Origin of the sequence: Mesorhizobium sp. WSM3859 (assembly GCF_002295065.1) — a bacterium.
Taxonomy (GTDB): Bacteria; Pseudomonadota; Alphaproteobacteria; order Rhizobiales; family Rhizobiaceae; genus Mesorhizobium.
The window spans coordinates 1-21,954 of sequence record NZ_NSGG01000016.1 but is presented as its reverse complement, the minus strand read 5'-3'; the positions used below and the strand labels follow the sequence as shown (position 1 = coordinate 21,954).

At 58.4% G+C, this 21,954-nt stretch carries 18 protein-coding genes and 4 pseudogenes; 5 read left to right on the top strand and 17 right to left on the bottom strand.

The features are described from left to right. Positions 1-273 precede the first annotated feature (273 nt). The 14 genes and pseudogenes from CK230_RS33765 to CK230_RS32725 form a co-directional block, all read right to left on the bottom strand. Positions 274-438 (bottom strand): annotated as a pseudogene (locus tag CK230_RS33765) (IS5/IS1182 family transposase); the annotation flags it as partial. A gap of 508 nt (positions 439-946) precedes the next feature. Beyond that, on the bottom strand, positions 947-2,401 hold the full coding sequence (locus tag CK230_RS26665; RefSeq protein ID WP_095795982.1) for a ThiF family adenylyltransferase: 1,455 nt from the start codon (positions 2,399-2,401) through the stop codon (positions 947-949). Beyond that, positions 2,398-2,820: an E2/UBC family protein gene (locus tag CK230_RS26660; RefSeq protein ID WP_095795983.1), complete on the bottom strand. Its 423-nt coding sequence runs from the start codon at positions 2,818-2,820 to the stop codon at positions 2,398-2,400. Before CK230_RS26660 ends, CK230_RS26665 begins: the two co-directional genes overlap by 4 nt. After that, positions 2,820-3,065, bottom strand: a complete 246-nt coding sequence (locus CK230_RS26655; protein ID WP_176480230.1) for a multiubiquitin domain-containing protein — start codon at positions 3,063-3,065, stop codon at positions 2,820-2,822. Before CK230_RS26655 ends, CK230_RS26660 begins: the two co-directional genes overlap by 1 nt. Before the next feature lie 198 nt (positions 3,066-3,263). Then, a complete protein-coding gene (locus tag CK230_RS26650) occupies positions 3,264-3,761 on the bottom strand; it encodes an Lrp/AsnC family transcriptional regulator (RefSeq protein ID WP_095795985.1) in 498 nt (165 codons plus the stop codon). A 74-nt stretch (positions 3,762-3,835) separates the two neighbouring features. Then, on the bottom strand, positions 3,836-5,380 hold the full coding sequence (locus tag CK230_RS26645; protein ID WP_095795986.1) for a fumarate hydratase: 1,545 nt from the start codon (positions 5,378-5,380) through the stop codon (positions 3,836-3,838). 6 nt (positions 5,381-5,386) lie between these two features. Then, positions 5,387-6,820, bottom strand: a complete 1,434-nt coding sequence (locus CK230_RS26640; RefSeq protein WP_095795987.1) for an aldehyde dehydrogenase family protein — start codon at positions 6,818-6,820, stop codon at positions 5,387-5,389. A 175-nt stretch (positions 6,821-6,995) separates the two neighbouring features. Further along, positions 6,996-7,922, bottom strand: a complete 927-nt coding sequence (locus CK230_RS26635; protein ID WP_095796006.1) for a LysR family transcriptional regulator — start codon at positions 7,920-7,922, stop codon at positions 6,996-6,998. A 155-nt stretch (positions 7,923-8,077) separates the two neighbouring features. Further along, a complete protein-coding gene (locus CK230_RS26630) occupies positions 8,078-8,992 on the bottom strand; it encodes a CoA ester lyase (RefSeq protein WP_245330169.1) in 915 nt (304 codons plus the stop codon). A gap of 128 nt (positions 8,993-9,120) precedes the next feature. Further along, positions 9,121-10,272, bottom strand: coding sequence for a CaiB/BaiF CoA-transferase family protein (locus tag CK230_RS26625; RefSeq protein ID WP_095795988.1), 1,152 nt, complete (start codon positions 10,270-10,272; stop codon positions 9,121-9,123). A 15-nt stretch (positions 10,273-10,287) separates the two neighbouring features. Continuing rightward, on the bottom strand, positions 10,288-11,541 hold the full coding sequence (locus CK230_RS26620) for a methylaspartate ammonia-lyase (RefSeq protein ID WP_095796008.1): 1,254 nt from the start codon (positions 11,539-11,541) through the stop codon (positions 10,288-10,290). 268 nt (positions 11,542-11,809) lie between these two features. Next, positions 11,810-12,898: pseudogene (locus CK230_RS26615) on the bottom strand (IS630 family transposase). Positions 12,899-12,962: 64 nt separating this feature from the next. Beyond that, positions 12,963-13,719: pseudogene (locus tag CK230_RS26610) on the bottom strand (IS5 family transposase). Further along, positions 13,716-13,943: a hypothetical protein gene (locus CK230_RS32725; protein ID WP_141246106.1), complete on the bottom strand. Its 228-nt coding sequence runs from the start codon at positions 13,941-13,943 to the stop codon at positions 13,716-13,718. Before CK230_RS32725 ends, CK230_RS26610 begins: the two are co-directional and overlap by 4 nt. Before the next feature lie 257 nt (positions 13,944-14,200). Here CK230_RS32725 and CK230_RS33760 point away from each other — a divergent pair. The 3 genes and pseudogenes from CK230_RS33760 to CK230_RS26595 form a co-directional block, all read left to right on the top strand. Beyond that, positions 14,201-14,880: pseudogene (locus tag CK230_RS33760) on the top strand (transposase); the annotation flags it as partial. A 578-nt stretch (positions 14,881-15,458) separates the two neighbouring features. Beyond that, the gene (locus CK230_RS33265; RefSeq protein WP_176480228.1) at positions 15,459-15,716 is read left to right on the top strand and encodes a hypothetical protein; all 258 of its coding nucleotides are present in this window, start codon (positions 15,459-15,461) and stop codon (positions 15,714-15,716) included. A 229-nt stretch (positions 15,717-15,945) separates the two neighbouring features. Further along, positions 15,946-16,281, top strand: a complete 336-nt coding sequence (locus CK230_RS26595; protein ID WP_280952410.1) for an ATP-binding protein — start codon at positions 15,946-15,948, stop codon at positions 16,279-16,281. A gap of 227 nt (positions 16,282-16,508) precedes the next feature. Here the strand turns inward: CK230_RS26595 and CK230_RS33260 are convergent, their stop codons facing one another. Continuing rightward, on the bottom strand, positions 16,509-16,667 hold the full coding sequence (locus CK230_RS33260; RefSeq protein WP_176480227.1) for a hypothetical protein: 159 nt from the start codon (positions 16,665-16,667) through the stop codon (positions 16,509-16,511). A 103-nt stretch (positions 16,668-16,770) separates the two neighbouring features. Further along, complete coding sequence (locus CK230_RS32720) at positions 16,771-16,953, bottom strand: hypothetical protein (protein WP_141246105.1); 183 nt, start codon at positions 16,951-16,953, stop codon at positions 16,771-16,773. Positions 16,954-17,674: 721 nt separating this feature from the next. Between CK230_RS32720 and CK230_RS26590 the strand changes: the two genes are divergently transcribed. After that, positions 17,675-18,691: an ATP-grasp domain-containing protein gene (locus tag CK230_RS26590; protein ID WP_095795989.1), complete on the top strand. Its 1,017-nt coding sequence runs from the start codon at positions 17,675-17,677 to the stop codon at positions 18,689-18,691. A gap of 264 nt (positions 18,692-18,955) precedes the next feature. Then, entirely contained in the window at positions 18,956-19,324 is a 369-nt protein-coding gene (locus tag CK230_RS33255) for a hypothetical protein (protein ID WP_176480226.1), read from the top strand. 187 nt (positions 19,325-19,511) lie between these two features. Here CK230_RS33255 and CK230_RS26580 read toward each other — a convergent pair whose 3' ends face one another. Further along, on the bottom strand, positions 19,512-21,647 hold the full coding sequence (locus CK230_RS26580; RefSeq protein WP_176480225.1) for a DPP IV N-terminal domain-containing protein: 2,136 nt from the start codon (positions 21,645-21,647) through the stop codon (positions 19,512-19,514). Positions 21,648-21,954 lie beyond the last annotated feature (307 nt).

Here is a 21,954-nt window from a genome sequence, read left to right as displayed (position 1 = left end):
CCTGGGCCAACGAACATCGAATGTCCGGTGGACGAGCTTCTCCCAGTCGTCATTGCGTGTATCTGGCGTGCCCGTTACTGCACTGTCTCAGCTGGCTTTGCGAGGCTTACGAGGTCGCTCTCGTTGCCGAGCGCATCAACTTTTCGTCGGCGACGGATGGAATGTATTGGCAACCGCGGCCGCTGGGATGCTCATCGCGATGAACAGCTGAGAGCACGAGGAACAACCTATAGCCGGCTGTGGCCAGAATGGCGTGCGCGCCAGGCCGGCTGGGCCGGCGAGATAGTTGCGGCCTGTCCGGTGCTCGGCCTCGATGTGGCCAATCACGGTCGATGGCCGAGTGGCGCCCCGTCTGGCCTTGATGGCCGGCGTGATATGGCGTTTCTGGCCCGCGGTGCAGCTCCTGAGCTTGCCGCTCTCCGCAGTAGTATGACCGCGCTAGCGCCGCATGCCGTGGTCACATCGCAGTCGCTCCAGGACGCGTTCTAAATTTTTCTTTCATATAGGCCTGGTCGGGCTCGCCAAGGCTCGACACCCGTGTCGTCACACCAGCAGACTCTTCCCTCGCTAATCCAGAAATGGCTTAGGCACCCTTTGGTTCGCCAAACAGAGGGATGCAACGTTGGCCGGCCCTCCACGCTCACCTCAATGCGCCACCTGGGGTTATGTGGCGGATGCGTTGGTAACGAAACCACATCGCCACACCCACAGGGGCACCTAAAGAGCGCCCAGTATGGTCGACCTTTGTGCACTACGCTGATGAACTGTCCCGGCCGAACCGTGTCATTCGGAGGCGTTTTTTCAACCACATCACTGCGCGCGAAAAATACGTCTGCGGGTGGTGCCTCAGAAGGATTTCGGTCCTCAGACGTTTGTGGACTGCGTGCGCCGAGAATGATTTCCTCTACCCACCGCAAGAATCTTAACAGCCAAGACCACATGTGAATTAACACAGCTTGCCGAGTCCCGGCATTCTGAGCCGATAGCCATTCTCAGGTTCGAGCAATAAACCGTTTGGACCGCAGCAAAAACAATCTGTGTTGTTCTTTGGCATGTTGCTGTAAATTACCATATGCACGAAGTCGTACCATATATTGTCACGGCGAATGTCGCTCGGAAGCCGCCGATAGGGGCGCACCAGGTCAAACAATGTCGCGACGGCCATGTCGGCAGTCGCACTGGTGAAGGGGCCGACTCCGGGCGCCCGCTCCCCGCCCCCGACCAGATAGTACTCTTCCCGGAGCGTCTCTGGATCCAGCTCCACCAAATTCGGACGCGCCTTCAGTGCACTCTCGTAACTGAGCTTTTCCTCGGTGACGACGCCTTGGCATCTTAAGCACCCACCAGATTCGGGAAGAACTGTGCTAACCCGGCCTCTATGGTCGTGTAGGTACGGCTGACGCTCCTGGTCAACACCAATCTTGCCGGTGAGCCCACAGTCGATAAGCCCTTGGCAGTAATAGTACACTGCTTGATTGAGAACTTCTCTTCCAGCGACATCGTCTGTACAGCCGAACACCAGGTCGGCGCTGGAAATCGCATCGACCGCTTCTGGAGACTCGTTCACATACGCCTCAATCGCAACGACATTCAACATCAAGCCCAGATTGCGGATGTACCGCGCTAACGTGGCCGCTTTGCTCTCGCCTACATCGCAACGGCGATATCCGCGGACGCGGTTGAGATTGCTTTCTTCGAGCAAATCGCCATCAATAACGATGAGTTCGCCTACACCCGCGCGGGCGATAAGTGTGGCGAGTGAAGATCCGGTTCCACCAGCTCCGACGATTGCTACGCGCAACGATCTGAGCTTCTCGTTGAATGGTTCGCCAAAGGCAGCTTCTTGACGCCTTAGCAGTTCCGATGGCACAGCGTCGCCTGTCTCATTGATATGAACTGCGAGCTCCGTCCCGAGCACACAGACATGCCGGACGTCCATCACGCGTTGAGGGGCCGCACCCGGCCGAACTCTCGCACGCCACTGTCCGTCGGCTAAAATCATCGCAACAAATGAGACCTCAGGGCCGTTGCAGCCAGCGTATCCCCTCAGAATGCTTTGTTCGTTCTGATCATCTTTCGTGGAGAAACCCAGCATCCCTCCTGGATGACTATGTGCGAATCCCAGCTCAAGCCGTTCCTGCTCGCAACGAAAGTAGATATCCTGAAACTTGCGCAAATTAATGCGCAGGTGAACCGGGGAGCTGTCCAATACCCAGTCACCGTCCATCTCAATCACATCAACAGCCACAAAACGTGTAGACGCCGGCAGACCCGATACAGTCCTGGCCATCTTGCGAAAGAGAACCAACGCGCCCCGTTCGTGACCGGCCAGGTGCCCCGTCAACCAGCTCTTCAGCCTGTCGTGGAAAGAACCGGTAATTGAGATGCGATGTCCGTTCATGAGCGCCTCGCGTCAGGGTACTTAAACGCCCATGAGATCCGGTCCATAATTGTCTGGATGTTGTCGACCTTTGGTTTCCACGGATTGTTGTGCCAGTGCCTGGACCACCGACAGAACACTAGCCCGTTATGCGTACGCGAATCCTCATTGTGACGAGGCCCGCCAGTGTTTGGTATTGGCTTTCCATCAGCTCGATGGAGGCGTGGGTGAACCCAGAACATGTCCCCGCCCGAGCTATTGTAATTCTGCGGTATCACATACAACACATCGACCGCATCGGCGGGCTTTTCATCCACCAGATATATATCTTTCGGCAGCGAAAAATTCTTGAATATAAAAAAACGGGCGCGGTCTTCTTCCTCAAAATCGACGCTTGCTTTGTGGAGTATCTCGTAGTCAGAATCGAACAACAGGGGCATTATTGATGTCCAGCTTCCGAACTAGCATCCTGGGCGTAAAACTTTTCGATCCCCGGAGGCAGCAAATCGATTGAGTCACCACGCCCAACGGGCTGACCGGGCTGGCCCGGCCTTTTCACATAAAGGTCCATGCTATCTGGTATGCCAGGGCCAAAGCCTCGCACTTCAGCGCCGGTTATGAACCGGTTGTCCCATTCATAATTTTCGTTCTCGATTTTGAATTTGAACTTCTCTTTCGGAGCCATAGGCTTCGATCCTTCTCTCGCAGTTGGGATTTCCAAGTTGCTCAGGCGCATCATCCTCTTGCCGCTTCGATTGAGGAACGCCGACCAGCCGCCTCTTATACGGGAAGGGTTCCTTTGTGTTTCACGGGAATGAGCGTGTTTCGCCACGGAATTCGCGGAATGATGATCCAATCCCGCGGAAGCAAAGCCCGGGCGAGTTTACCGCTGCGTTAGCGAAGACAAGGGAATCGGCGCATTGGATTTCACGGGTTTGGTCACGACAAGGCTATAATATTGATCGATCCCCAAGCCTGCCTGCAGCAATCCCTCCATGAAAACCTGATAGGTAGCCATAGAAAGGGTTGCCACGCGCATTAGATAATCGATGCGCCCGCCGATAGCCCAGCAATCCAGGATTTCCGGAAATTCTTGGATCGCAGTCTCGAAATGTCTTTGGTCCTCGAGGCGATGACGATCAAGCACGACCTCCACCATGACAAAGACCATGCCACCGATGAGGGCCGGACTCAGCCGCGCGTAAAACCCCTCAATAAACCCTTCGGCTTCGAGTGCACGGAGCCGCTCCGAGCAGGCCGACGCCGAAAGATGAACGCGTTTTGCAAGCTCGCTTTTTGAAATCCGGCCCTCCGACTGAATCTCTGAGAGAATGCGGAAGTCCCAAGCGTCCAGGCGCGCAGGATTGGGTTTCGACTTCATGACCTTCTGCTCTAGCTAATCGCGTTGGCGACAATGGAATTGATGCCAACCAACCGAGCCTGGGCCAGGAAGGCTCAAACACCGATGTTGCGTGCGATGCTGTCGGCCGCCATGCGCTTGCGCCACTCAAGAGGCCCGGAATTGTGAATGGAGTTTCCCTCAACATCGACAGCCATGATGACAGGCATATCCTGCACCTCGAATTCATAGACTGCTTCCATGCCGAGATCCTGAAAGGCAACGAGCCGCGCAGCCTTGATTGAATTAGATATCAGGTAGGCAGCCCCACCCACTGCGATAAGATACGGCGTTTTGTGTCGTACGATCGACTCGACGGCAGCCCGCCCTCTTTCCGCTTTGCCCACCATCGCGAAAAGCCCGGTTTTCGCGAGCACCCTTTCCGTAAAATCGTCCAAGCGGCTGGAGGTTGTCGGGCCAGCCGGTCCGACGACCTCATCTCTCACCGCGCGGACGGGTCCAACGTAGTAAATCACGCGTCCCTGCAGATCGAACGGAAGTGGCTTGCCGGCGTCGATCAACTCGACCATTCGCTTGTGGGCGGCGTCACGGCCTGTCAGCATCTTTCCGGACAGAAGGAGCGTTTCACCACAGCGCCACGATGCCGTCTCTTCCTTAGTCAACGCGCCGAGGTTGACCCTTCGTATGCCGGCTGGACTCAATTCGTCGGTTCCAATGTCGGGCCATTCGCACAAATCGGGCGGCTCCAGCCTGACTGGACCAGAGCCATCCAAGGTAAACTTCAGGTGCCGGTTGGCGGCGCATTGTGGAATCATTGCAACGGGCTTGGACGCGGCATGGGTAGGATAAGTCGCAACCTTGACGTCGACGACAGTCGTCAGGCCGCCAAGGCCCTGGGCGCCGATGCCCAGCGCGTTTATCCGTTCGTAAAGTTCAATCCGCAGTGCCTCCTCCGCGCTTGAAGGCCCCTTGGCGATCAATTCCGCCATATCGATGGGCTGGTTCATGGCCTCCTTGGCCAGCAGCATCGCCTTTTCAGCGCTACCACCGATGCCTACGGAGATCAGTCCGGGCGGGCACCACCCGCTGCCAAGGGTCGAGACGGTGTCGACCACCCAATCGGCCACTGACGCGCTGGGGTTAAGGGTGGTAAAGCGTGCTTTGTTCTCCGACCCGCCGCCTTTTGCCGCGATGGTGATCTCAATCTGGTTCCCTTGTGCAAGGTCGACGTGGATGACCGCTGGAGTGTTGTCACGGGTGTTGACCCGTCCGGCGAGCGGATCGGCAACGATCGATGGCCGAAGGGGATTGTCAGGGTCAAGATAGGCCTGTCGGACGCCCTCATTCACAAGGTCGGCGAAACTGACCGTTGATTTGATGCGGGCGTCCATGCCGACCTTCGCGAAGACCACTACAAGGCCAGTGTCCTGGCAGATCGGCCGCCGCCCGAAGGCTGCCTTGCGGGAGTTCAGCAGAATCTGTCCGATGGCATTCTTCGCCGCAGGGCTCTGTTCGCCCGCATAGGCCTGCGAAAGAGACCGGATGTAATCTGGAGGATGGTAGTACGAGATGTACTGAAGGGCGTCGGCAACGCTCCTTGTGATATCCTTGCCGGCAATTGTCCGTGTTCTTCTATCCACGAAAACTTATCCAAATGATCCGAGGCCATTTACCATCTTGAGGATTTGAAAGCTTCGCACCCCCAGCTCGCCCCCCTCGTATCCATAGCCGCTTTGCTTGACGCCTCCATAAGGCGCGTCCGCGGAAACCCCTTTCAGGTAATTCACACTGACAGCGCCTGCCGAAAGGCCGTTGATCATCATCTTTTGCGCGTCGGCAGCGCCAGTGAACAAATACGCGGCCAGGCCGTAATCGGTCGCGTTGGCTTCCTCGATTGCCTCTTCGATATCTTCGAACGGCGCCACCGTGAGGATCGGTCCGAACGGCTCTTCATGAAGCACTCTGGCATCCTTTGGCACGCCCGTCAGGATTGTTGGCGGCCAGTAAAAGCCCGGTCGGTCGAGGCGGGCGCCACCGGTCTCGATGCGAGCCCCGCGTTCGACCGCATCCTTGGTCAGGCGCTGCATGGCCTCGATTCGCCTCGCATTCGCCATCGGCCCCATGTCCGTTGCAGCGTCGTCTGGTAGGCCGATCCTGATTTTGCGGGCGGCTTCCGTCATCCGGGATAGGAATTCGTCGTAGAGTGTCCGCGCGACCAGGATCCTGCTGGGCGCGTTGCAGCTCTGGCCCGCGCACTCGAACTTGTATTCAGAAATTGCCGGGACGGCCTTTCCCAAGTCGGCATCCTCACACACGATAACCGGCGAATGTCCACCGAGTTCAAGGATGCAACGCTGCAAGTTATTCGCGGCAAGCGTGGCCAGCTGTTTTCCAACCGCGGTTGAACCCGTGAAAGTCAAGACCTTCACGATTGGCGAGCTGAGCAGATGCCGCGATATATGCACCGGCACGCCGAAGACCAGATTGACCACGCCGTCGGGGATGCCTGATTGGTGCAACGATTCAACGATATGGACCGCCGCGCTCGGTGCCTCTTCGGCCCCCTTGAGGATCACCGGGCAGCCTGCCGCCAGCGCGGGGGCGAGCTTGCGGGCGATGAGAACGGCTGGATAGTTCCACGGCGTAAAGGCAGCAACGACGCCGAGTGGCTCGGGGACGATCATCCGGTTCGGGCCCATCGGAATAGGGGCCGACAGCTCTTCGGCGTGGGTGCCGTTCCACTCCAGTGTTTCTACGGCGCGCGCGTACTCACCTGCCGCTTCGGCAATCGTCTTTCCCTGTTCGGCCGACAGGTCCCTGGCTGCTGCTTCAATCTTCGTTGCCAAGATTCTTGCGGCTGCTGCCAGGATCTCGCCACGTTCTTTTGCAGGCCGTGAAGACCAACCCTTGCGGCTGAGTTCTGCCGAAGCAAGGGCCTCATCCAGATCCGACACCGTCGCCGAGGCCACCGAGGCAAATACTTTCTCCGTTGCCGGATTAATCACCGGCAATGTGGCTCTGCTACCACCGACCCGCCATTTGCCGTTGATGAAAACCTCGTGGCTCATGGCGTCTGACATCGCGTGCTCCACTTGCGTGAATTTTTACGAGCGCCGTTCGTTACCGAACCGCTTCAGCCAGTTTCATCCCGAGTGTCACAGCAGGTCAAATATCGAATATTGCCGAAATCCATCTGGAATCCGGATCGATCTAATTCAATGGCAAAAAAGGTCGTGTTTTGTAGATCGGCGGCTGTCAGGCCGCGTCAGGAGCTGCGGCTGCCCAGCCCCGGCTCTCAATTAATTCTCTGGCAACCTTGGGGATGAGCTTGCGGACCGCGGATACGGCCGCTGAACGCTCATCTTTAGGATTTACAGCAAGCACAACCGAGCGGGTAATCACCGGATCGACGATCTTGACGGTCCGCACCAGCCCTTGAGAGGCTTCTTTCTGGACCGCGGACGGGGCCAGAATAGAATGGGCTTTTCCCTCTACGACCATGTTGATGATCGTTGAGAGCGAGTCCACTTCAAACTTGACATCCAAAGCGCAGCCGTGTTGTGCGACGACGTCAGCCACCGAGCGCCTGACGTTGTTATTGCGCATGGGAACCGCCAACGGGAACGCATGCAGGTCCACCAGACATATCGACTCCTCGAAAGGCGGCTCACTTGACGGCACCACCAGACAGAGGTCTTCGCGCGCCAATACTGTCATTCGACCCACACTGTCCGCGGTGCGGTAGAGAACTGCCAGATTGAAGCGTCCAGCAGACATCCACTCCTCAAGCGGTCCAGTCATGCCCTCGACCATCTTAAGGGAAACATTGGGCAGTTCGTTTCTTACCGACTCAAGCAGCGGGCCGCTTAGGACTCGAGCAGCTCCAGACGGAATGCCAATAGTCACCTCCCCCGTCGGGGAAGCCGCTGAGTTGGTCAATTCCACCTCGGTAAGTCGAATTTCCCTCAGAATCGCCCGCGCCCGATCGAGGAGTTTGGCTCCCGACGCCGTGACAGTCACGCCGGTCCTATCGCGTATTAGCAGCTGTGTGCCGAAGCCTTCCTCCAGTTGACGCACGTGAAGGCTGAGCGCGCTCTGAGCGATATTAAGGAAAGCAGCGGCCTTCGTGAAGCTGCCTGCTTCAACCACGCCGACGAAATATCTTAACTGCCTGATTTCCACGGGTACTCTTCCGAGGGCCAACTCCAATTGGATGTAATCTATCTCGAAATGCGATGGCACGATAGCAATAACTTTGCCACCCTGAGGAGGCCCTCGGGTGGGGCAATTGGGGGTTTTCGTGATGTCTCGCCCGGGCTCATTAGTTGGCGAAGGTCTCAAACGTCCAGCTCGGCTTGCGCGCCAAAGGCGATGATTTCACGGGCCCTTCGAATGACCGGTGCATCGACCATCTTTCCGTCCAAGGCGAAAGCACCTCTGCCCCGCGCCGAGAAATCGGTTTGCGCCGCGACCACACGATGGGCCCACTCGAGTTCTTGTGCGCTTGGCGAGAATGCCTCATTGAATATGGCCACTTGTGTCGGATGGATCGCCAAGGCTCCGACAAACCCAAGCCGTCGCGCACGCGTGGCGGCTTCACGAAGCTTATCACTATCGGAGAACTCCCCGATGCTCCCTACGAAGCCCAGGGGGAGCAAGCCGGCCGCACGGGCGGCAAACAGAACAGAAAGGTTCGGCGCCAACAGAAGGTCGAACTCAGGGGAGCCACCGACACCGGCACTGAAGTCTTCGGGACCGAGCGCCATTGCGACCATCCTGGGATGTGCCAACGCAATGGCCTCGAGCCTTTGCAAGGCGCCCGGGGTCTCGATCTGGGCAAGGAACCGGATGCGTCCCAGCGGAAGACTTCTTTCCCGTTCAAGTTCGGAAACTGCATTGGCGATCTCTAGTACCCACTCTGCCGAATCCGTCTTCGGAAGAACAAGCGCGTCAACACCCGCTATCACTGCTGCATCAAGATCGGCCGCCAAAGCGCGCAAACCAGAATTAACGCGGACCAAAACAGATGCACCTCTCCGGCCCACCTTGGCCACGCATTCAGGAAGCTGCCGCCGTGCTTCTCCCTTGTGATCCTGGGGAACGGCATCCTCGAGGTCGAGTATGACGCCATCCGCACCCCGCTCATGGGCCGTCTCCACAAATCGCGGTACTTGAGTGGGTACGAAGAGGAGGGATCTCCAACGTGGTACAGACATCCGGGTTTCAACTGACGGAAGGGTGTCCGCGATCATGGACTCATCTCTGCAACCAATGTTAGCGAACGTGACGGCGGTGGGATTGCTGGATGGCCGACACGCTGAGATGATCGGAGGTACACAGGCTTTTCGCAAACCGAGAGTGCACTCCCCATACTCAGCGCTCACGCTGACGCGGCTCTGTCGCGCAAAAGCCCCAGAACCTCCTCGCGGACAGCCTCAGTATGAGCGCCAAGAGCCGGAACTGGGCGGAGCGAGGGCTGCTCATAATTGAAAATTGCCGCCGGCGCGATCGTCTCGACGCTTCCTTCAGGCGTCCCAATCTCGACTCTGCGAGTGTGTGGATGCCTTGAAACATCCGCAACTTCGTTCAGTCGGCCATATGCCAAACCGGCCGCCTCAAGCTCCTCCATTGCTTCGTGGCAGGATAGTTCAGAAAACCGCCGTTCAATGATCTCATCAAGTTGCGCACGGTGACCAAGGCGCTCCATATTATCAGCAAAACCAGGTGTGCGTGTAAGCTTGGGTTGCTTCAGGAACTTCTCGCAAAAATTCACCCATTCACGGTCATTCTGAACTGAAAAGATGACGTCTTTGCCGTCGGCACAACGATAGGCGCCATACGGCGCCAGCGACGGGTGTTTCACGCCGGCGCGTACCGTGTGATATCCGCTGTAGTCGTTTTGCAGAACCGGCACGTTCATCCAGTCGGCGATGGCGTCGAACAACGAAACCTGGATGCTTGTCCCTTCGCCGGTGACCTCGCGGTGATACAGCGCCTGAAGAATGGCACTATGCGCTGCCATGCCCGCCGAGATGTCGCAAACCGAAACCCCTACACGCGTAGGCCCTTCTTGGGTGCCGGTGATCGCGCATAGGCCTGTTTCGGCCTGGACGATGAGATCATAAGCCTTCAAATGGGAATACGGCCCTTTCTCCCCGAAACCGGAGATGTCGCAGGTGATCAGCCGCGGGAAACGTCGACGGAGATCCGCAGACGCGAAACCCAGTTTATCGACACTGCCCGGCTTCAGATTCTGGATAAAGACGTCAGCACTGGCAATAAGCGTGTCCAGAACGACGTGATCCGCCTCCAATCTGAGGTCCAGACAGACCGACTCCTTACCTCGGTTGAGCCAAACGAAGTAAGCGCTCTGTCCCCGGACCAACCTGTCGTAGTTTCGGGCAAAGTCCCCTTCGGGTCTTTCGATCTTGATGACACGTGCGCCGGCGTCCGCAAGACGAGAGGATGCATAAGGCGCGGCCACAGCTTGCTCCACGGCTACGACAGTGATCTCCTCAAGAGAGTTCTGCATGCGACACCGTGCTTTTCATCCACCGTTTTCGTTATGAGTCCGACGACGGTTCAGCGTCGCCAGCAACCGATTTTGTTCGTTCCCAACAATTGAGAATGCCTCGTCGACGCCCATTCCGGGCTTTGCGAGCATCATGTCGGCCTGGGTCGCCACCGAAACGTGGACTGAAGCCTGGGCGGAGAGGTCCGTCTCGGTACAGCTTCCCCCGACATACGCCCCTACTTTGCTCGCCTTGCAGATGAGAACTGCGCGCGCCGTATCGGCAATTGAGCCGACATCGGGGGTCTTGATTTGGACCAGATGCGCGGCCCTCGCTTCGGCAAAGCGCCGAATATCCTCAAGCGTGTTGCATCTCTCATCCGCGACAATGCGGGCGCTCGAACCCCGGCTGTCCAAAATCGATACAATCTCGGCGTAGTTCTCAATTTGACCTTGCGTCGAGCCAAAATCCGCCGGGGCCTCGACATTGAGCGTGAAACCTGGAACGCTCTCGGCAACCCTGCAGATAAAGTCGGCAATCCGTTGCGGCTCCAGGCCAATTTCAAGGCCGATCCAGCCATACACATCGAAATGCAGCACAGGATGATACCCCGGACCGCCGATTTCGCGGGTACGGCCTGCAACCCACTTCACGAACTCCATGAAGGCCTGGCCGTCAATGCCGAATTTCTGTCGCGAGTTAATCAGGCCGTGGGGAAGCACATCCACGGCCTTCAAAATCATTTTGTCCACGTTGATTTCGCGCGCATCCCCGCTCTGACAGTAAATTGGGATTCTACGCGTCGGCAGTGGCAGGTTAAATTCACTGCATACAATCTCTGCCATTGTCGTACGTTGAAGGTGGGCGGCTGCGCGTAGAAGGGCCTGGCTGACCCCGTACTCAATCGCGAGAGGTAACCGCTTGTGTCCGATAGGCTCGAAAACCTTCCCGCAGGCATCAAGGTAGAGAGAAGCATCCACATCGACAAGCCGTGGTGCCACGACGCGTGACGTCAAGTCCGAGATTTGGTGAGCTTCAAACAAATCATCGCGCCCGCCAGCACCAGAGTACTGGACGCTCATCATGTCGCCCCAAACGACGGTGTCGTCAGCAAGGACAAGCCCGACACTAAGCGAAGATGCCGGAATGCGAATCGACGTGAACGCAGGCGTTATCGGTTTGCCGATATAGATGAAGCCGTCCTGGGTCGCGCCGGACCGAATGGCGGCTTGGTCGTCATAGAAAAATGCGCCGTTGCCAGGCGCCAGAAGGACGTCTTTGATCTGCACTTCACTTCGCTCGATTTTTCGGACGGCGTCGACCGGCGGATGCAGTTCGATCCGCTGCCTGCCCAACTATGCGCCAGTTAGCGTCGAGTTAGCCAATATAAAGTCCCGGACGGTACCATCGCGTTTTCAGATGGCCGGAGCCTATTATCTGGAAGCTTCGGGCAGTTGAAGTCTTTGGCACCTGAGCAGCTCTGTGCATATACACGGAAGACAGAGCCGGGATCGCGATCGATGGCGCAGGAGCCGGCGTGCCACGTGGCGGGGGCCGCTAGTCACCTGAATCTGAAGTTCGGCTCATTGTCTTCTGGCAGAAGCGCTTGACCGACGCGAGAATTTGGTCGGCTGATTTGACCCACTTGTATGGGGTGGGGTTCTCGTTGTGTGTTTCGATGAAGGCGTCGATGTCGGCTTCCAGTTCTGCGGTGGAACGATGTACGCCGCGCTGCAACTGCTTTCGCGTCAGCTCCGCAAACCACCGCTCGACCTGATTGATCCAGGATGCCGACGTTGGCGTGAAGTGAACATGCCAGTGTGGGCGGCGCGCAAGCCAGGCCTTGATCCTCGGCGTCTTGTGGGTCGCATAGTTGTCCATCACCAGATGCACGTCCGGGCATTTCGGCGTCGATCCGCTTCAGGAAATCGAGGAATTCGGTGGCCCGGTGACGCTTGTAGCACTGACCGATCACCGCCCCGGTGGCAACATCTAGCGCGGCAAACAGCGATGTCGTGCCGTTGCGGACATAGGTATGGGTGCGCCGTTCGGCGACGCCCGGCGCCATGGGCAGCACAGGCTGCTCGCGATCCAGGGCCTGGATTTGCGACTTCTCATCCACGCAAAGCACGACCGCCCGGTCCGGAGGCGACATGTAAAGACCGACGATGTCCTGCACCTTGTCGACAAAGAGCGGATCAGAGGAGAGCTTGAATGTCTCGGCACGATGCGGCTGCAGGCCAAACGCGGTCCAGATCCGACGGATGGTGGTATGCGAAAGGCCGCTGTCGGCAGCCATCGAACGGATGGACCAGTGCGTGGCATCCTTAGGAGTGGTGTTCAACGTACGCTCGACGACCTGGCAACCTGGGTATCGGAGACAGTTCGCGGTCGACCCGCACGATATTCATCTGTCAGCCCCTCAATACCATCGTGTACGAACCGGCGGCGCCACTTGCCAACCGTGTGCTCGTGAACACCCAGGCGTTCGGCAACGTCCTTGCTTTGCAAACCCTGCGCGCACAAAAGGATCATCCGGCATCGATCCGACAAGGAGCGTGGCGCTTTATGCCGGCGCACCTGAGATTCGAGAAAACTTCTATCCGCGTCGCTCAGAACGACGAGGTCTGCCTGCCTGCCAACCATAATCCAAACTCCTGCTCTGGTGACAGAAGCCTAACAAAATGAAGCCTACTTCAGTTCCAGGTGACTAGGACGTAGACTCATTACCGCGTAGCCAGATGCGGATTGAGACAAGTTTGAGAGCGACGAGATAGTTCTCAGCCGGCCTGTCGTACGGGTAGCAATAAGGCTCATTGCTTGGCCTTGTTGAAGAACCGTTCGACGAGGTTGCGCGCTTGTAGAGGAAAGGGCTGTAGCAGATCGGGTCCTTGCGGTTGGCCTTTGGCAGAATATTGGCCCATGCCTTGCGCTCGGTGACGGCGGCACGCAGCGCGTTGGCATCGTAGCCTTTGTCGGCCAGCAGCATGGCGCCTTCGGGCAAATGGGCGACCAAGTGCGGTGCAGATGCGATATCGCTGTTCTGGCCTGCGGTCAGCGCCAGCCTGATCGGCGTGCCTTTGGCGTCGACAAGGGCGTGGATTTTGGTTATCAGCCGGCCTCGGGAACGACCGAGACAATGATCTCGATCCCCCTTTTTGCCGTCGCGCCCTGCTGATGGACCGAACGATAGAGGTGTCGATCATTTGCACCTCGCCGTCATGGGCTTTGGCTGCGTCCATTAGACGGTCCCACACACCTGCTTTGCGCCATCGGACAAAGCGATTGTAGCACGTGGTGCGTGGGCCGTATCGCTCTGGCAGATCGCGCCATGGCGCACCGGATCGCAGCCAGAAGATGCCGTTCAGCACCCGCCGGTCATCTACGCGAGACATCCCTCGCGGCTTATTGGGCAACAGGGGCTCGATCACGCGCCATTCGAAATCGGTCAGGTGATATCGGCTCATGCTGAGCCTGAATCAGATTCCGCCTCAACATGAAAGTCTCGGTCGGAAAACGACCATTGCGGACCTACGCCCAAGAAGGATACGTTGCCGCAACGCGCGTAGGCATCCAGCTTCATCATCGCGCATTTTTCATGAAAGCAAGGAATAGATTCGACTCGCTCATCTGCGCGGTCTGTGTTGGTCATGGCTATTGTGGAGGAATGCACAGCGACAAGTTCATGCATGTCACCGCTTCAATCCGGTGATGTTACAGCGGATCAAATCGCGGAATGGGTATTTCTAGCTGAATATGAGAATGAGAGTGAGCAAATGTCTCCCAGATGGCATCGGCATCGCCAGAGGATACGAGACTATTTTGTTGAGCACATGGGATCAGACGTTCGATGCCAGCCAACTAAAATGGGGCGTGGAGGGCTAAGCCAACCTCTTTACTCATTCCCACCCCTTTCGGTGATGCCGCATTTATGAGTTCAGGACCTAGCACGCAATGCGGCTGTCGCGGAAGGGCCGCTCTCCGTCGTGTTCAGGGCCGAGGTCCGATCGCCGCATTTTATGACGATGCTATTCGTGAAGCGCTGGTCGTCTGCGAGAGGTCGGACTGGATCTGTGGCAAACGACTGAAGGCGCTAGTTCCTATTCAAGGTCGAGGCGATGGAGCGTTATGGACATCTTCGTCGACCGCAAAAATCGCACCCGGCTTCTGACGATGAGCGCGGCGACAATCGACCGTGTTCGTGACGAGGCTCGAGACACGCGGGAGGACGGGCATGACGCCCGCACGCGGTATCCGGGGCGCTATGACGGAGCATTCCGACCGTACTTTCTCCGACTGGCAAGATTCTCCGCCCGGATTTGTCGAGGCCGACTTGGTGGCGTACAGTGGCGCCCCCCGGTTATCCGCGAGCAGAAGCTGCGGAGGAGGTCTGACAGAATTACGGCGGCTCCTGCCATCAGAAATTCTGGGGGTCGACACCGATAATGACGGCGTGTCCTGATTGAGACTATCCGCGATTATTGCCGGGACGCGGCATCGAGTTCACCCGCTGCCGGCCTTATCGGAAGAATGACCAGAGATTTATCGAGCAGAAGAACGGCGCCGTCGTCCGCCGCATTGTCGGCTATCGCCGGCTGAAGGGACTTGAAGCGGCCGCAGCCCTCGCGATCGCCGGTCAATCGCCCACGCCGGCGCCCAATAGAGAGCCCGAGCTCGATCGGCTCCTCGGCGCGCATGCGCCGTCCGACATTTATGACGGCGTCGGCTTAGAACAAAATGCGATCTGCTGAGCGGGATGTTCGAAGGCCAATGTCGAAAGCCGTCGCCGGTAAACCTGCGCGGCGACAACTACGGTGGCCGGTTCAGCGACGATTGTGATGGCCGGTTGCGCGACAGAAGCTCCTGCGAGGGGGATCTGATCGGGGCGCGTGGAGTGGTGGTATCGAAACACCTATCGAACATACACGGGATTTTACCCTGGTCAGCGCAGACGTCACCCGCAACAGCACCATCAGCGTCGACCGTATCACCTATTCGGTCGCCTCGCGCCTCATGGGCTACCGCCTCTACGCCCATCTCTATGACGACCGGGCCGAGTTCTTCCTCGGACCGGACCAGGTGATGACCGCCGACCGGGTCCGCGTCAAACGTGCGGAACGAGGACACAATATCGATTTCCGGCACTTCATCGCCAACCTGAAGCGGCAAGCCCTAGGCCCTAAGCTATCTGGTCTACCGCGATGCCTTGTTCCCCAACCATGCCTATACACGGCCATGGCAGGCGCTCGATGCCGCTCTCGATGCCTGCCCGCGACATGTCGCTCTCCTCGATATCGCCGCTAACGGCAACTGCGTCAATGCTCTGGCCGTGCGTATCGAGGCCGCGCTCGATAGAGGCAAACTCCCCAATGTCGCCAAGCTGAAGAGCGAGTTCCTGCCCACGGTCAGAAGCCGTGTCGACGTCACCATCCCGCCGCCCCATTTCGCCGGGTACAACCAATGATCAGGCCGCCGCCGTTCACCCTGCTGTCGGCACCGCGCCTGCCCAGCATCAGCGGCAACTGAAGCATCTCACGACACCGCCGTATCCTCATTTTTGGTCAGAGCGGCACCGGCAACACGCACGTGATTGCCGCCATCGCCGCGTCCTCATCGATGCCGGTCGCCGCTCCACAACTACCGATATGGTGCAGAGGCTTCAGGCCGCTCGCCGCGAGCTCAGCCTCCCCTCGATGGTCGACAAACTCGACAAGTACGACCTCATCGTCCTCGATGAGCTGTCTTACGTCCGAAAGGACCAGGTGGAGACCAGTGCCCTGTTCGAGCTCATCGCTCACCGATACGAACGACAATCCATCGCCATCAACGCTACCGAGCCTTTCTCCGGCTGGTCGGACGTTTTTCCAGGTCCCGCCATGACAGTCGCGGCCATAGACCGTCTCGTGCAACCACTCCACTACATCGAGATGAACGGTGAGAGCTATCGCAAGCGAGCCGCCGTCGCCCGCGGAGCCGGCGTGCAAAGCGTCAACGGTGAAGCAGACGACCCGCCCAACCGGTCATCGTAATTGCCGCTGACGGATTTGCTCGCCGCAGATCCGCGGGCGCGTCCCGCCCGTCACGCTGCCCCAGAGACAATTACAACTCCGATAATTGTCGTTGGCCAGTTGCCAGATAACCCACCCCGGTGATACCCAAATCACACCGCTCGGCGCCGCCCCTCACAGGCCATCGTAATCGCCGCCGACCGGTCTCCATAATCGCCGCGCTACAAAACCATTGCGCCCAGGCCGTCTCACGCTCGCCTTGTGCCCGTGACGCAGCAGAACTCCCTGAAGATGTTGACGCGCTCGCGCCACCGCCTGTCGCACAACGCCAGCCGGATCAGGTCGCGCATGGCTTCGTGATCGACATCGGGCACCCAGATGCTGGCGTTGCGACGGTTTGCCTTCACTCGATCGCCAAGCTTCCTCGGGATCAGCGATGGTGCCACCACGTCGCACCGATGGCCCGGGCTTGTGAGCTGGGATAAAACGCCATAACCGCAGGTGCCGGTCTTATAGCAAAACACCAGCGGCTTGCCGGAACGCCCAGACGATCGCATAGCTTGTTAATGGCATCAGGGGCCGTTGGCAAATCTCGCCGATATATCCCACCGACCGGCCGCGCCCGCTTTCTACCACCGCGATCGAAGTCTGCTCCTTGTGAATATCCAAACCGAGCAATCTGATTTGTTCCATATGGCCCCTCTCCTATGTATGAGGCCCTGCTCCGGCCAGCCGGTTTAATCCTCGTTCAGTTGCATATCCGATGACGGGCACCCTCAGTCCAAGCAATCGTACATGGGTCGCCGGATACACGGACGGCGCAAACATTCGGCGCTCACGCTAACAAGCAACGGACGACGGCTGCGCAACCCCGACCAGCTCCGCCGATCGTCCGTTGCCCAACCCGCGCAGAGGCGCAATTCTCAACTGAGGACACTGGAGTCAGCCGGATCACAAAGCGGGGTCACTGCTTTTGTACAGTCGGTTGACAACGTTCTGTGTTCAGAACCAGACATCCCTAGGCGCTAATATTTAAACTGGCCAAGGGTGACTCCTTGATTTCGTGCTCCCTGCCCGCAACACCTTTCGTGGCATGCCAATTGCGAGTGCGTCGCTAGGTACCTGTTCCGAGGTGGTCGTCGCGCTATCTTCAAGCCAGGAGTTCACATGACACTCGCCCACGCAATAGTGGCTGCGCATCCGTGGAACGCACCAGCGGTGTTGGAGCTGCCTGCCGACAGGCGGCATCTTGCGCAGCACTATACCGGCAGCGGTCCGCGGTGCCCACAATGCTGATGACATTCTCGTCCAGCCTTCTGATAGATGGTCTCTAGTGCTCGCGCTGCTGACCGGGAGCTCCGGCGCAAATCCAAGCAAGTGACCGTCACACCGAGCAACATCAAAGGAGTAGCTCATGCGAGTAGCCGTTGTTACCAACAGAGTCGTTACGGGCGTGATTAACCGGTTCGGCCCGCGTAGGCCGCAGCCGCCGGGGCCTTGGCCCGAGCGGGACATCGACAGTGTGGTCACGGCACTGCAAGACGGCGGCCACGAGGTGCTGCTGTGTGAGGGCGATAAAGGACTGCTCGCTACGCTTGAGCGGTTCATGCCGCCCGATTCGCAAGCCCGCCCTTCGGGATTCGTCTTCAACTTGGCTTATGGAATTCAGGGCGAGTCCCGTTACTCCCACGTTCCTGCCATGCTCGAGATGGCCGGCGTTCCGTACATAGGATCGAGCCCGCTCGGACATGAGCTTGCTAACGACAAGGTCGTCACCAAGATACTCATCCGCGACCGCGGGGTGCCGACGCCGAACTTTCGCGTGATGCGTCGGAGCTCTGATAATACCGGCGACCTGAGATTTCCAATGGTAGTGAAGCCGCCTCGTGAAGGGGACAGCCTTGGATTGCAGCTCGTACATGAATCTGCTGAGCTAGAGCGGGCCGTGGATCTGATTGTCGAGCAGTATGCGCAGGAGGCGCTGGTCGAAGAATACATCGACGGGCGGGAAATCAGCGTTCCGCTGATTGGAAACGGAGAACTGGAGGTATTTCCTCTTGTGGAGCAGGACTTCGGCGACCGCGCAACGCGTCTTCTGACTTGGGAAGCGAAGTACGTGGCGGATGCGGCGGCGTCGAAGATTTGCCCGGCACCGGTCGGCAGCAGGCTTGCGACGGTCCTACGGGATATTTCGATTGCGACATTCCGCGCTTGCCAGTGCCGGGACTATGCCCGCGTGGACGTCCGGATCGACCACTCCGGCCAGCCTTTTGTCCTAGAGATCAACGCCAATCCGAGCCTCACAAGGCGCTCAACGTACTGCGTGGCTGCGAAGACGGCCGGACACAGCTACTCGAGCTTGATCGATCGCATCCTGGATGTCGCCTATACGCGGTATTTCGGAACCGCTATCCCCAAGGGCCGAACGTGACTTTGCGCCTCCGGTAGGGCCGCGAGGCTGTCACTCTGCCGTATGGTGAGGTAGGTACAGACGAATGGACTGGACGCTTTCCTGCCCACTCGAACGTGAACGCGCAGACGACCTGACCGCCAATGGACGCCTCTGTGGCGCAGAAGGTAGCGACGATCCAGGTCCTCAACCATTGCCTACGGAGTTAGGGCCGTTCCGGCGCGGTTATGAAGTGCGGAATCGAGATTGCGGCGGAGATCGTGCAAGGCGCTCCTGACATGAAATTTGGCACTCGCCTTCTCCTCTTCGATTGAAGAGCGTGATACGTTCAGCGTCGGCGAATCCTTTCTCGCAGCAAGACGCCGAGTGTGTGGCCATGATCCTGCTGCGGCGCCCGCTTCCGCACATGATCTCGTCTGCGATCAGGACGACACCGTGACGATCGCATTTAACGCGACCCGGGCCGCGTACATTGGTGGCGCGGGCGCCACCGCCAGCGGCGCCTACGACTGGGCAAAGACAACGGCGGCGACATTCTCGGGGCCGATCTCCCGAATGGGAATCCTCCAGTTCGGCCGCGCAATGTACGGCAACATTCTCTGCAGACACGCCAGCCAGCGGCAGGTGATTTTTTGGCCGGACACAGGAGCATGAGGGCACCAAGGCACCTGCGTGGGTCTCAGCGCGCTTTGAAACTATAGGAAGCTCCCCAAGCGTGCGAGAAAAGAAACGACGCCGGCTCTTTTCTCCGCGACCGGTGTGATACTGGAACGCCAGCTTCATCGAAGACTCCACGGCCTATCTTATACGCTGTCCCAGAACCTTCCTCGGGAGGTTAATTTTAGCAGCCGTCCGGAACCCTTACATCCGGGGGCGGCTCGGCGCCCAATAGGTGCTGCACAAAATAATCCCACCTGCGCTTGGTCACATACCCATTGGTCGCTGTCGTCGAATGGTTCAAATCTGGGAGGATCAGCATATCAAATTTTCGATTTGCTTTCGCAAGAGCGCCTGCCATCAGTATCGTGTGCAATGGGTGACAGTCGTCATCTGCATCGCCGGCCACAAGCAGGAGGCGCCCCTCTATCTGAGCCGCAAGGGGATAATTTAACTGCGGTTGATATGACTCGGGGAATTCAGAAGGATGCCCAAACCAGCGTTCGTGGTTGAAATAGTACGAGTAATTGTCGCTAGCCTGGGCGGACGCGACACCCACTTTGAAGACGTCAGGGCGTTGGGCCATCAGTCGTACCGTATAGTAACCGCCCCAGCTGTGCCCGTATATCCCGACCCGTTCCGGATCGAGAAAATCGTATTTCGCGGCGAGCTGCTTGACGGCGGCAGCATGATCCGCCGCGACAACATCCGCTGAGCCAAAGTTCGGTCCCCAGGTTGCGTCCCGGGCAGCACGGTCGAGCATCGGCGTTCCGCGGGCGTCAAGCACGAAAACCGCAAAACCGAGCTGCGCCAAAGCCATGGCGCCGTTTGCGCCTTCGCCCGGGAACCGGACAGGCGCATTGTACCTTTGCGGCCCGCCGTAAATCGAATCGATGATTGGGAGCTTGCCGCATCCCTTCTTGCCCGATGGTAGGTAAAGCGTACCGTGTAGAGTCGTCCTGCCGTCGGCAGCCGTGACGCGGAAACGCTCCGGCGCAACCCAACCGCGGTCCACTATGGGTTTGGGGTCGGTTCGCCAAAGCTCCGATACGAGGGCGCCTGTCCTCTCCCTGAGGATTACCGAAGGAGACTCCGACAACGTCGAGTAGACGTCGAGGAAAGTGTCAAGCCCAGGCGAGAGGTGGATTTCGTGATCGGCGGCTTCAGGCGTCAATAGAATGGGCTGGCCACCGTCGAGCGAAACACGATAGAATTGCCGAAAGTACGGATCACGTCCTGACTCACGACCAATGGCGGAGAAGAACACTGCACGTTCGCGTGCCTCGACTGCTGTTAAATCCACGACTGACCAGGCACCGGACGTCAACTGCCGAACGAGCTTTCCAGACGCGATGTCGTACAGATATAGATGAGGCCTACCGTCCCGTTCCGAAAGCAAGACGAGTTGCGCGTCGCCTATAGGCGCGAACATTTTGGCCGTAGATTGGCGGAAAGGCCGCCGCGGCTTGGCGCTGCGGTCAACTAGAAGTGTGTAAGAATCACCAGTCCGAGGATCCACCCGGTAGACTGTTAGTGTTCTGAAGTCTCGCGATTCCACTCCGACGAACAGAGAGCGGCCGTCGTCCGTCCAGACTATCGCGCCATCTTCGGGCGCTCCGTGGGCGTGAGGCAGGAGCACCGGGGGGACTTGCAGCTCACGTACTGCGCGCGTCCGGCGATCTACAAGGACCAAGCTGGCGGTCGGCACATACGTGTCGCCTGCAAGAGCATAGCGAAACGAATGTAATTCCGGTATCCGACGCCCCAATTCGTCTGGAGCCGACCCGACTACGTATGGTAGAGACCGGAGCCCCTTCTGGTCGACGCGGACCGTGACGAAGTAGCACGAGTCAGGCGACCAAACGCCGACAACAGGCGGAATCTGGTTGTCTCGCGATCGTGTCAGCGGATCGGATCCCTGATCCGCAATCACGCCATAGGCGATGTCGCAGGTGCCATCCTGCGTCAGGCGATGACGGGAGCCTGAACCCGTCTCGAGCATCGTCAAGTCGTATCCATCTCGCAGAATCTGCACAGCGCCGTCTGGCGACGTGGCTGGATCCGCTTCCGAATTGGCTTTGAGCGCCCACGACTCAACGCATTGTCCGGGATCAATTCTTTTGCCTTCCCTCACCGTGAATACGCCTAGGATCTCCGATCCCGACGCCGCCAGAAGCCTATCCGATCCCAGCCAACTAAAATTAGGGAATGCATCCGGGACCACCGACCGCGCTGGAGAAGCGAGCTCGACGGCTCGCTGGTAGCGCGCCGACAGCTCGGCGGACGTAACCGGCTCAGCCGATCGCACTCTTTTGTTCATTTTTTCCTCCGTTGCATCTGCTGTACGGTGGGCGGTTATCGCCGCCGGATCGGGCGGCGACATTTTATCGTTAACAGTACCTGGGAGAGGCGAGTTTGCGCCAAAACGTCATCCTCCGCGGGGCAGACAGTCATCAAAATCTGGCACGACCGCAGTCTTGCGCCTTGCGCGCGGTGTCAACGCTTGCCTCACCCCCCAAAAAATCTAAGGAAAAGTATGGGCAAAGCTCCGCCCCTTCAACTTGCACGATGCAGCGTGTGAGGCGTCCGGCTGAGTATTTCCGCGCCTCGCTCTGTCACCATGACGT

What these genes read in the sequence shown, in the direction of transcription:
- CK230_RS32725 (WP_141246106.1), bottom strand. Translation starts at nt 13,943, where the DNA reads ATGCATGAACTTGTCGCTGTGCATTCCTCCACAATAGCCATGACCAAC.
- CK230_RS26625 (WP_095795988.1), bottom strand. Translation starts at nt 10,272, where the DNA reads ATGCAGAACTCTCTTGAGGAGATCACTGTCGTAGCCGTGGAGCAAGCT.
- CK230_RS26660 (WP_095795983.1), bottom strand. Translation starts at nt 2,820, where the DNA reads ATGCCCCTGTTGTTCGATTCTGACTACGAGATACTCCACAAAGCAAGC.
- CK230_RS26640 (WP_095795987.1), bottom strand. Translation starts at nt 6,820, where the DNA reads ATGTCAGACGCCATGAGCCACGAGGTTTTCATCAACGGCAAATGGCGG.
- CK230_RS26595 (WP_280952410.1), top strand. Translation starts at nt 15,946, where the DNA reads ATGGTCGACAAACTCGACAAGTACGACCTCATCGTCCTCGATGAGCTG.
- CK230_RS26580 (WP_176480225.1), bottom strand. Translation starts at nt 21,647, where the DNA reads ATGAACAAAAGAGTGCGATCGGCTGAGCCGGTTACGTCCGCCGAGCTG.
- CK230_RS32720 (WP_141246105.1), bottom strand. Translation starts at nt 16,953, where the DNA reads ATGGAACAAATCAGATTGCTCGGTTTGGATATTCACAAGGAGCAGACT.
- CK230_RS26590 (WP_095795989.1), top strand. Translation starts at nt 17,675, where the DNA reads ATGCGAGTAGCCGTTGTTACCAACAGAGTCGTTACGGGCGTGATTAAC.
- CK230_RS26655 (WP_176480230.1), bottom strand. Translation starts at nt 3,065, where the DNA reads ATGGCTCCGAAAGAGAAGTTCAAATTCAAAATCGAGAACGAAAATTAT.
- CK230_RS26630 (WP_245330169.1), bottom strand. Translation starts at nt 8,992, where the DNA reads ATGATCGCGGACACCCTTCCGTCAGTTGAAACCCGGATGTCTGTACCA.
- CK230_RS26665 (WP_095795982.1), bottom strand. Translation starts at nt 2,401, where the DNA reads ATGAACGGACATCGCATCTCAATTACCGGTTCTTTCCACGACAGGCTG.
- CK230_RS26650 (WP_095795985.1), bottom strand. Translation starts at nt 3,761, where the DNA reads ATGAAGTCGAAACCCAATCCTGCGCGCCTGGACGCTTGGGACTTCCGC.